The 10732-nt window shown below is 48.4% G+C and carries 11 protein-coding genes; 4 read left to right on the forward strand and 7 right to left on the reverse strand.

All coding sequences use genetic code 11. From position 1 onward, the window contains the following. On the forward strand, positions 1 to 301 hold a 301-nt coding region (locus ACKFKF_RS32425), incomplete at its 5' end, for a WD40 repeat domain-containing protein (RefSeq protein WP_446871526.1). A gap of 266 nt (positions 302 to 567) precedes the next feature. Here ACKFKF_RS32425 and ACKFKF_RS32430 read toward each other — a convergent pair. The 5 genes from ACKFKF_RS32430 to ACKFKF_RS32450 form a co-directional block, all read right to left on the reverse strand. Then, positions 568 to 780, reverse strand: a complete 213-nt coding sequence (locus ACKFKF_RS32430; RefSeq protein ID WP_446871527.1) for a hypothetical protein — start codon at positions 778 to 780, stop codon at positions 568 to 570. A gap of 305 nt (positions 781 to 1085) precedes the next feature. Continuing rightward, positions 1086 to 2456, reverse strand: coding sequence for a beta-propeller fold lactonase family protein (locus ACKFKF_RS32435; RefSeq protein ID WP_446871528.1), 1371 nt, complete (start codon positions 2454 to 2456; stop codon positions 1086 to 1088). Between the two features lie 15 nt (positions 2457 to 2471). Further along, positions 2472 to 3788 carry a carboxymuconolactone decarboxylase family protein gene (locus ACKFKF_RS32440; RefSeq protein WP_446858172.1) on the reverse strand — a complete coding sequence of 439 codons (1317 nt, stop codon included), beginning with the start codon at positions 3786 to 3788 and terminating at the stop codon, positions 2472 to 2474. A gap of 180 nt (positions 3789 to 3968) precedes the next feature. Next, positions 3969 to 5000 (reverse strand): aldo/keto reductase, encoded by a 1032-nt coding sequence (locus ACKFKF_RS32445; RefSeq protein ID WP_446858171.1) that lies wholly within the window; start codon positions 4998 to 5000, stop codon positions 3969 to 3971. 129 nt (positions 5001 to 5129) lie between these two features. Next, positions 5130 to 6038, reverse strand: a complete 909-nt coding sequence (locus ACKFKF_RS32450; RefSeq protein WP_446871529.1) for an SDR family NAD(P)-dependent oxidoreductase — start codon at positions 6036 to 6038, stop codon at positions 5130 to 5132. Positions 6039 to 6213: 175 nt separating this feature from the next. On the opposite strand from ACKFKF_RS32450, the gene ACKFKF_RS32455 reads away from it, so the two are divergent. Next, positions 6214 to 7140 carry a LysR family transcriptional regulator gene (locus ACKFKF_RS32455; RefSeq protein ID WP_446871530.1) on the forward strand — a complete coding sequence of 309 codons (927 nt, stop codon included), beginning with the start codon at positions 6214 to 6216 and terminating at the stop codon, positions 7138 to 7140. Positions 7141 to 7478: 338 nt separating this feature from the next. Here the strand turns inward: ACKFKF_RS32455 and ACKFKF_RS32460 are convergent, their stop codons facing one another. Then, entirely contained in the window at positions 7479 to 8600 is a 1122-nt protein-coding gene (locus ACKFKF_RS32460) for an AI-2E family transporter (RefSeq protein ID WP_446871531.1), read from the reverse strand. Positions 8601 to 8804: 204 nt separating this feature from the next. On the opposite strand from ACKFKF_RS32460, the gene ACKFKF_RS32465 reads away from it, so the two are divergent. Both ACKFKF_RS32465 and ddpX read left to right on the forward strand, forming a co-directional pair. Continuing rightward, the gene (locus tag ACKFKF_RS32465) at positions 8805 to 9038 is read left to right on the forward strand and encodes a hypothetical protein (RefSeq protein ID WP_446871532.1); all 234 of its coding nucleotides are present in this window, start codon (positions 8805 to 8807) and stop codon (positions 9036 to 9038) included. A gap of 133 nt (positions 9039 to 9171) precedes the next feature. Then, entirely contained in the window at positions 9172 to 9813 is a 642-nt protein-coding gene (ddpX, locus tag ACKFKF_RS32470) for a D-alanyl-D-alanine dipeptidase (RefSeq protein ID WP_446871533.1), read from the forward strand. Between the two features lie 284 nt (positions 9814 to 10097). Here the strand turns inward: ddpX and ACKFKF_RS32475 are convergent, their stop codons facing one another. Then, a complete protein-coding gene (locus tag ACKFKF_RS32475; RefSeq protein ID WP_446871534.1) occupies positions 10098 to 10673 on the reverse strand; it encodes a Uma2 family endonuclease in 576 nt (191 codons plus the stop codon). Positions 10674 to 10732: the final 59 nt, after the last annotated feature.

Genomic DNA, 10732 nt, shown 5'->3' on the forward strand with positions numbered 1-10732 from the left:
GCAGGGACGGGAGTTGCAGACGCTCAAAGGGCACAGCAGTTATGTCAACAGCGTAAGTTTTAGTCCCGATGGCAAGACGATCGCCTCTGGCAATTATGACGGAACTGTAATTCTCTGGAATCTCAATTTAGATAGCTTGATGACGCTAGGCTGCGATTGGTTGCTCGACTACCGCACCAATAACCCCAACGGTCAGCGCGATCGAGAATTGAATGAAGCTTGCGGAGCGACAAAACAGCCCCGGCCAGTTCGTAAGGTGTCGCTGTGGCAGCAATTTGCGGCATGGGTTTGGCAGAGATGAGCCAGGCAAAACACAGGCGCTCAGGGAGAGTCCGTCTCCTGCAAAAGAGGCGTTGCTGAACCGAAGCATGATTTTCCAGGTAGGGGTCATGCCCCCGTGTACCCTCTTCCCGCATCCAGGGCGACCCAGGGGGATGATTGTGATTTTGGCATGACGAATGGGGATGTGAAAATCTACGGTAGGGAATGCTGCCCTCGTTCCGATTCCAGGCCTTCGGGCAACTACAGGGGGATTGCCCCTACCGTATGACTTTTCGACGCTTGCGCTTATCCTTTGCGGCGTTGGCGGCTGAGAATGCTCATCACTTCGCTGCGGTTGGGGGCAGGTAAAAGCGGACTCCAATCGCCTGCGTCAGCAAATCCCCTTTTGTGTAAGTTGGCGATCGTTTCAGTGACTGCTCTTTTGAAGGAATAGAAGCAAATTATGAACGCTAAAATAACGTGAATTCGACAGAGTTTTTTCGCTTCGTGATTCAGCACTTTCGCCCCCCAACCCCCCAATCTGGGGGACTTCCGGATGGGATTTTTTGCTCAAAGTCCCCCAAACTTGGGGGATTTAGGGGGCTGCCCGGAGCGATCACCGCAGCGAAGGATTTCATCGAATTCACGCTAAAATACCTGCCGGAAAAAGGCTACGTCGTTTTTTGGTGATTTTACTTCTTCTAGCGTGACATTAGAGGGATAACGAGAACCGAGTTCACAGCCGTATAACAATTCGCTTGATCTCACTACCGCAAAATTTTCGTGTGGATGTCGAGGATATTTACGGCCGCCCAACCGAAACGTTATCGAGCGACTAATACTTGATGAACACCCCGACCCATATCAACAACATACCCTGTTCGTTGTAGCTCTGGAGTTGGCTTTTCGATGACTCGCCAGAATTCGATTCCACCTTCAGGTTTTGGGGTGAAATAGTCATAGATCGTGACGGCTAATGCCTTACCGCTAGCATCGAAGGCTGCACCCTCTGGCAAAATTCCCTCAAATGGATAATCCTTGAGCTTCGTGAGTTGACCTGATGCGCGATCGAGCATCATCAAACTCAAGGTTGCTTGACGGGTAAATCGAGGTGAATTAGTCGGGAAGGCAGTCCCACGCATGTTCACAGTCACGACCTTTGAGCCATCTGGACTGATTGCCAAACTTTCGGGTGAGAGATCGGCGATCGCAGTTGAAACCACTCGATGCTGTGTTCCAGACGTATTTAATGGAGCAAGTTGAATGACGGATACTGTCCCTCGCGTTTCGGGTAATCGTTGTTCCAAGGTTTTGATTTGTTCACTAAAATTGCGCCCCCAATTGCTGCTGAGATAGAAGCGCCCATCAGGAGTGAATTGTCCTGTAAACGGGTCTTTGCCAACTTTCACGGGTGAACCCCAGGGAGTCAGTTGCAGTGCCCCTTCAGCGTTGCGATCGACTTCGTAAAAGACAATTTCATCTCGGTAGTCCAGATTTACAGCTAGATATTTTCCAGACGGATGCCACTGAACTTGACTCGCGTACAATCCATTTTGGAAATACTTTGGGTCAGGTTGAATTCCGATCTGACGAAGGGAAAACTCTGTCGGTTGACCGAGTTGATTGTTCTGAACTGGAATTAGAACGATTTCTTTGTTTGGAGTCTGCGTTGAAATTGCTAGTAAATTTCCATTGGGATGAACATGAACCGTTTCAGGCTTAGGAGGAACTTCAATTCGATCTCGAACAATGGGACGACGGGGATTGGATAAATCGATCGCCACCAATTGATTGCCAGAAGGAAGTTGCTCTCTTCGAGTCGCATTCGCTGGCATTGCTCCAAGGGTTTCAACGACAAATGCAGTTTGATGATCGGGTGATAGCGCCAGCGCATAGGGCGCTCCAATCACTGAATTTGAAGCATTAATTTGCGCGATCGTTTCCTGCTTTCCGTTGAGTGGCAAAGTTACGATCGAGAGTTGATCACTCACCCCTTGAGCAGGCAACTTACCATCTGCATAGGTGCTGGCAAGAAAATCACCATCTGAAATGGCAGCAATGTAGCGTCCTGTAAATTCCAACAACTGCTGTGTGGGTTGGGGATTGCTCAATTGAGTTGAAATTGAGATGCATGTGAGACAACCAATGATGAACGCGATCGCGCTGCGGGTGATGCTCAGATTAAAGTTTTTCATGGTCTTTGAATTAACTTAAGCACTTCGTTCCTTAAACACTTCTTCCGCTACAGCCATTGCTTGCTGCACTTTCACAAAGCCAACATAGGGAAGCATATGTAGGATAGTTTCAACAATTTCCTGACGATTGGCTCCTACGTTCAAGGCTCCATTGATATGGACTTTGAGCGGTAACCCTGAAGCCGTGGTATTCAATCCAGTCAAGGCAGAAACGGTTGCCAGTTCACGGGTTTTTAGATCGAGATTTGGACGAGAAAAGACATCGCCATAGGCAAATTCCACGATGTAGCGTCCGAGGTCAGGAGCAATATCTTCAAAGCTGTTCACCACTGCCTCACCCGATGCTTTGCTAATTTGATTGAGAGCGTCTAAACCCCGGCGGTAGCGAGTCTCATTGCTTTCTGCCTGCCGCCGACTTTCTAGCTCTGGTTGTGGACTAGCAGGCGGAATTCCCTGTTGTTTGAGAGCGACAAGTTTCTGCTGCGCGGCAGCAATGGCAGTCAGGGTTTTGGGATAACCTGCATACACGGTCATTTGCATCAGCAATTCTTTAATTTCAGTCTCCGTTGCACCCGCCCGCAATGCCCCTTCAACGTGAGCCTCAACTGAATTGTTCTGATTGCCCAATGCCGTTACCATCGCTAGAGTGGCGAACTCGCGAGATTTGAGGCTGAGTCCACGCCGATTCCAAATTTCACCCCGCGCAAATTCGATGATCAACCGGGGTAAATCGGGGGCAAGGGTGGCAAACCGAGTGGCAATGGTTTTGACACGATCGCCTTCTGTTTGCTGCAAATTTTGAATCCCAAGCTGGTAGCGATCGCCCTCCGGTCTGGCTGAAACAGGCTTAAACTGAAGGTTACGCTCTTTGAACACTTCCCGCGCGATCGTCATTCCATCTTGCGCGGCTGGAAAGCCAGCATACACAACGGCATTCAGAATCGTCTCTACCACTTCTTGAGGCGTACAGCCGACATTCAGCATTCCATGAATATGAAACTTCAGTGCCGGACGTACCGAGCCGATCGCAGTTAATGCCGCCACGATCGCGATTTCTCGCTGTTTCAAATCGAGTCCGGGTCGAGATAAAACATCGCCAAACACATGGTTCACAACCATTTGGGCTAAATCTGGTGAAAATGCTTCCAGTGGGCGAGTAGCGCGATCGTAATCATTACCCCCGACTCGCTTGAGCGTTTCAATGCCGCGAGTGTAGCTATCGCTGGGTTGAGCTTGCACTTTTTTAGTAAAGATTCCTAGAACAAAAGTTGTCAGTGTTGCGATCGCGGACGTGAGCAGCGATCGGCGCATTCGTTGAGCAGTTTGTGACATGATTTTTACGACAAAATAATTGTAATTTTGCAAATCTCAACTACAGACCAGACATCATGCCCCCATCTGCCAAAAGAGAAACGCCAGTATGCTGTGGAAAACGATCGAAAATTTTCGTTGATTTAGAAGTCTTTGTCCAAGTTATGAACAGCGGCAACTCTGCATTTCTCTTTTCGGGGTTTATACAGGTGGCGGATTTCGTTCGGAAAATTGCCCGTTCCAATAGGGGTAATAGGGATATGGCGGTGTCAAATAACTTGCCGTATCTAGTCTTGCAATTTGCTCCTGGGTGAGGTTCCAGCCGACTGCCCCAAGATTCTGCCTCAACTGCTCCTCGTTGCGCGCACCAATTAGAACAGTCGCGACGGTGGGTCTTTGCAGCAGCCAGTTCAGGGCGATCTGTGGAATGGTTTTATTGGTCTCTACCGCCACTTCGTCGAGCGTATCGACGATCCGATACAAGTGCTCATCATCAACTGGCGGCCCGAACTTAGCCGTATCGTGTAACCGACTGTCCTCAGGTAAAGGCCGTCCCCGCCGGATTTTTCCGGTTAAACGTCCCCAACCGAGCGGACTCCACACAACAGCCCCAACACCTTGGTCTTGACCTAATGGCATCAGCTCCCATTCATAATCGCGACCGATCAGTGAGTAGTAGGTCTGGTTGGCGACATAGCGCGAGTAACCATAGCGATCTGCGACAGACAGAGATTTCATGAGGTGCCAGCCAGAGAAATTGGATACTCCGAGGTAGCGCACTTTCCCGTCACGCACTAGGTCATCAAGCGTTGACATCACGCTTTCAATGGGTGTCATCGCATCGAAGTGGTGTAATTGCAGCAGATCGATATAGTCCGTACCAAGGCGTTTGAGTGCAGCGTCAGTAGCCTGTATAAGGTGATGGCGAGAAGCTCCAACGTCATTTGCACCTTCGCCCACACGAAGCGTAATTTTAGTCGATAAAATTACTTGGTCGCGGCGACATCTGACTGCTTCCCCCAGAATAGATTCCGAGATTCCGTCAGAATAGACATCGGCGGTATCAAACATATTCACGCCAGCCTCAAGGCAAATATCGATCAAGCGTTTCGCCTCATCTACATCCGTATTACCCCAAGCACTGAAAAGCGGTCCTTTGCCACCAAAAGTACCTGCGCCAAAACTTAACGCAGGAACCTTAAAGCCAGATTTGCCCAGAAAGCGGTACTCCATGAGTTATTATCCTCGTTGATAAGTGTTGAAAAACTTTGTCGTGAGGTTGTGAATCACGATCGACGTAGAGGTTGAGAGATTTGTGACATGACTTTTACGACACAATGATTATGATTTTGTAACCTTTAATTACAGACCGGACATCATACCCCCATCAGCTAGAAGAGACGTACCTGTAATGTAGGGACAATCGTTGGATGCAAGAAACAATGCTGCTTCGGCAATCTCCTCTGCGGTGGCAATTCGCTTCAGTGAATCTGCCAACTGTCGAGCCGCTTCTACTTTCTCTTTTGAACCTCCGGTCGATCGCCGAAATAGCGGCATATCCGTAATTCCAGGTGAAAGCACATTCACTCGAATCCCTTGCTGCCCGTAGTCCAATGCTGCCGCTTGTGCCAAACCCAAGAGCGCCCGTTTTGCAGAAGCATAGCCAGAAAACCCCGGTCGGGTGGCTATAGTATGCTGTGAGGCAGTAATGACAATATTTCCACCCCGCTTCAGCATGTGTGGAATCTGGTACTTCATGGCAAGAAAAACACCCCGTAGGTTCGTATTCTGAACCCAGTCCCATTCCTCAACGGTAATCTCGTGGAGGGGTTTGGAGAGTATATCTCCCGCATTGTTCAGGGCGATATCCAGTTGACCATATTTTTCCACGATGCGATCGACAAACGATTCAACTTCTCTCGGCTGGATCACATCTGCTTTGAGATAAGTCGCCTCGCCACCACTTTGCCGAATTTCCTGTTCTACCGCAGCACCCAGGTTTTCTCTCCGTCCGCAAAAACCGACTTTCGCTCCTTCACGGGCAAAGGCAAGTGCCGCCGATCGCCCAATTCCAGAAGTTGCGCCAGTGATCATCACCACCTTTCCAGCAAAGCGCCCTTTTGCATCTGTGGGCTGAGGTGCTGGCTTCTGAGCAGTCGCCGTTACTCTATTCGGAGTTAATCCAACTGTAGCGGCTCCTGCCAGTCCAGCCAGCCCAGTTTGAATCACTTGCCGACGGCTAGACTGTTGATCTGTAGTGCATTTCGTCATTAGTTTTTGGGGTGTAAAAACGACTCAAAATTCTGTGGTTTCTGTGAAAGTTTTTTCGGCGGTTGATGATGGACTTGCAAAACAAGCTTCGATAGCCTAAGTGTAGATTCATGCTCAAAAAAATAACAATGGCTTTTTCAGGCACCACTGTCATGCTAAAAACGCATTAATTATCATGAGTCGTTTACACGATTTAGAAGTCTTTGTGCAAGTCGTCAACAGCGGCAACTTTGCCAGAGCGGCGGCAGCATTAGAAATTAATCCATCAGCTATCAGTCGCCGCATTAGCCAGCTTGAAGATCAGTTGGGTGTCCGTCTGTTTAATCGCACCACCCGCAGCCTCAGCCTGACCGAAGTGGGAGAGCGCTATTTCAATCGTTGTCTCAGCATTTTGGCAGATTTAGAAGAAGCCGATCGCGAGGCAAAACATCACAGCGCAGCCCCGCAGGGTGTTCTGCACGTTAGTTGTTCAACCCTGTTCGCTCATCGTCATCTACTAACGCGCATTCCTGAGTTTTTGACCCACTATCCCCGCCTCAGCATTCAATTAGCGCTGACCGATGACTTAGTAGATATTGTTGGTGACAGTATCGATGTTGCCATTCGCATTGGTGAACTGGCAGATTCTGCTCTGATTACCCGTCGGTTAGTCTCCGATCGCCGGATTCTTTGTGCGGCTCCAGCCTATCTCGATCGCTATGGAACTCCCACAACTCCCGATGATTTAGCCACTCACAATTGCCTCGCCCTGAATGCCTACAAAACGACCTTGAATCAATGGCGCTTTTGCGATCCCGTTGGGGTGAGAGAAATTAGCGTGGGTGGAAATTTTACCGTCAATAGTGGGATAGCCCTGTATGAGTCGGTTCTGGCAGGTTTGGGCATTGCTCGTGTGACGGCATTTTTGGCAGATCAGGCGCTGCGATCTGGACAACTGATTCACATCCTTTCGGAATACGAAGATGAGAATGATGTGGGAATTTACGCCATCTTTCCTAGCAATCGTTACTTGCTTCCCAAAGTGCAATGTTTTGTCGAGTTTTTAGTTGAAAGTTGTTCCAGCAAAGCAGTAAACGGACAAAACAGTTTAACTGAGGCGTGACTCCAAAGATCTGACCCGTTCCTCCAGGGCCGCAATTTGCTGTCTGAGCTTCAGAGTAGGGATTGTAAAATAAATTGCATCAAAGTCAGAAGTTGAGATTTAACGAACTACTGAACCAAAGACATGAGTACGATAACCTTTCAACCCGAACTGCTGGATCAACTGCTTAGGTTTATACTGTGTTCTGGACAATGTGCAAACTAATGAGTTTTGACCAGATTTTTGGGATGTCAAAGTGCTGCCTCGTCTCACAACAAGTAACAGCCTTTCAGAGAGAATATGAGAATTTTTCATTCCGTCAAGTGGGCAGACGAGAGAAAAAAGTCCAAAGTCCAAAGTCATTCCTCATCCCTCATCCCTTCTTCTAGCTCCGGCAAAGGCTCCTCTGCTTGCAAAAACTCCGGTTCAGTCTTGTCGTAGCGATCGTTCTTCCACTCATCCAAAATATCTCTCACCAACGCCTCTCTCAGCCAAATCTGACCCACCAGCACCAGCGGAATCGCCAGAAACAATCCCAAAAAGCCAAAAAAGATGGCAAAAACTACTTGAGATAAGAGCGTGACCGCCGGAAGCAGCGATAGCTGTTTTGACATGACAAATGGCACCAGCAAATACTGCTCAAGCTGCTGAATGACAATATACAAAATCACTACAGCGCCCGCTTTCCACGGGGCATCGAGTAAGGCGATCGCCATCGGCGGAACCAAACTCAACACCGGCCCCACATTGGGAATCGCCTCTAACAACCCGGCTAACAACGCATTTGCCAGCACCAATGGCACGCCCAAAATCCACAAACTGATGCCGCTGACGACCCCAATCACCACCATGTTGATCAAAATGCCGCCGACCCAGTTGACCAGCGCCACCTCACACAGTCCGAGAATTTCATCCGCTCGCCGCCGATAAAACGACGGAAACAACAGCACAAACCCTCGACGATAAGGTTGGGGATTGATCAGCAGCATGACCGTCAGAATGATCACCAGCAGCAGATTTAACAAAACCGCCAGCACATTGGAGAACAAGGAGAAGAAGTTTCCGACGACTCGCCCGGCTAGCGGTTGGATTTGTTGAATCAGATCATCAATGCCCGGCAAGTATTGTGATGACCCAGGAATCATATCCTGCATGTCTTGAAACCGTTTCTGAAGATTGTCTAACCCCTTGGGCACCAATTCCACAAGCTGTTGAAACTGAGTGATAAACGGTGGCACAATCAGCCCGACAAAGATGATCGAGAGAATGACGAAGAGCGCGATCGAGAGTGCAGTTGCCGCCCCTCGTTTTAAGCCAGCCCGCTGCATTCGGCGCACCAGACTATTGAGTGCAGTGGCAAAAATCACCGCCGCAAACACCAGCAGCAAAACCTGATGAATCTGCCACAAAATGTAAGCTGACACCGCAAATGCCAAAAGCCCAACCCATTTTCCCAATCCCACAATCTCACTCCTTCCCATGCTGGCTTAACTGAGTATGCCATTTTGCAGAAAAAGCGAAAAAGAAAAGAGACAAGACTTCTGCGAAGATGCACCAAAAGCCTAACTAAAGGAATACATCAAACGCTCGAATCGGTGATTGGGGGTGAGACTAAATCACGCTGCCAGATTTTTGGGAGGACGATCGTGCGTCACAATAGCGATGGTGTTCAAAATAGTTGAGTTATGCGATTTGCAGTTTCGGGCAGTTCTGGGCAGGTGTTGGCGTATGGGAAGCTGTTTATCCAACCGGATGAGGAGGGGCAGCGTCTTTGTTTTTGCACCGATCGCGGCACTGTCATTGTCGGGGGAATCATCGATCCAGATGGCGATTTGTCCAATGCGAGTCAGGAGTTATTTCGAGAATTTCTTAAAACCTGGGGGATGATGGGGGTAACGCTCACGTCTCAGGCTCGTTAGGCGTTCAGAATTTAGTCTTATTGTATAAAAGCGCTACTTTTTCGAGCAATTGCCCACTCTAGAGTAGAACGGTTGAGAGATCAGGAACAATCTGGCTTCTGATCTCATCCGATAAATCAGAGTGGACGATGCAATGCAAAGATGTGGAACCAGAGTGCTGAATTGGCTGATTTTTGTGCTGGTGGGCTGGGCGATTGTCACTCAGAGTCAGCCGTCTATTAGCGCCACCAAAGCAGAATTTGTAAATCTTCAAGCGATCAGTCCAAATATTGTATTGGATATTCGCTATGCAACGACAAATAATTTTACAAAACAAAAGTTATACCGTCAGGCAAAATGCTTTTTGAGAATCAGCGTGGCAGAAAAGTTATCACGAGTGCAAACAGAATTAGAAACGCAAGGGTTAGGACTCAAAGTATACGATTGTTATCGTCCGCTGTCGGTGCAAAAACGCATGTGGCAACTCAAGCCTGATCCCGATTATGTAGCAAACCCAGTTTATGGATCGAGACACAATCGAGGATCTGCGGTGGATGTGACGCTGGTCGATCGCACAGGCAAAAATTTAGCAATGCCGACTGAGTTTGATGAGTTTAGCGATCGTGCTCACCGCGACTACAATAGTTTAAGCAATACCGTCAAAACAAATCGAGCAACGCTAGAGCGAATCATGGAAAAGCACGGATTCGTTGGGCTACAAACTGAGTGGTGGCACTTTGATGCGACTGAATGGAGACAGTTTCCAGTTGCGGATGTCTCGTTTGAGGCGATTTAGAAGCCGCTATTTAGAAAAGTTCGGTAGTCACAGGAAAGCATTCAAAATTGCGGCGTATCCATTCCCACTTCGTTGTTGATGTATGACCAGATGAAATACATTCTGAATCACTAGTTCTAGCAATTGTATTTGTGGTAGCGTTCTCTGCTGCAATCTGGGTAGCGTTGTACAACCTGTATGATCAGATTCTAAAGCGTGAAAGGAACAGGCGATCGTACTACTAACGGGTTCGTATCGGCTTGAAGATGCGTCGCCAGATCATTGCACCTGAAGCAAGCGACAACCTAACTACTAAATCGCTCCACCGAAAGAACAAACCCAGGTAAAACAGCTTCACCCGACAAGTCGATCGGAAGCCCCAACTTCTGAACGTCTTGATTAAGTCGATAAACGTCAACCTGTTGATCTTGAGGATTGATCAGCCAGCCCAAACGCACACCGTTCTCCAAATATTCCTGCATTTTGTCTTGTAGCATTTTTAGCTCGTCTGTTTCGGAGCGCAGTTCGATGACAAAATCGGGGGCAATGGGTGCAAATTTCTTGCGTTGAGTGAGGGTGAGTGCCTCCCATCGGCTTCTTTCAATCCAGGCAGCATCAGGAGAACGGACAGAACCATTCGGAAGTGTGAAACCTGTGGACGAACTAAAAACCCGCCCCAAATTTGTTTGACGATTCCAAATGATCAAATCGCCAATGTAATCCGCTTCTTGACTGCCGCCCTCTGCTCCAACGGGTGCCATGATGATCAGTTCTCCTTTGCAATTGCGTTCTAGTCTCAAGTCCTGATTGTGCTGACAGAGTTCAAAAAACTGATCGTCTGTTAGATGAATCGCATCTAGATTTAAGGTCAAAACTGTCATGGTTCCGCTCATAATTTACTAACGTTTGCTAACAAACTGAAATCTTCCTGCTTCAACTC

It is taken from the genome of Phormidesmis sp. 146-12, from assembly GCF_052939495.1.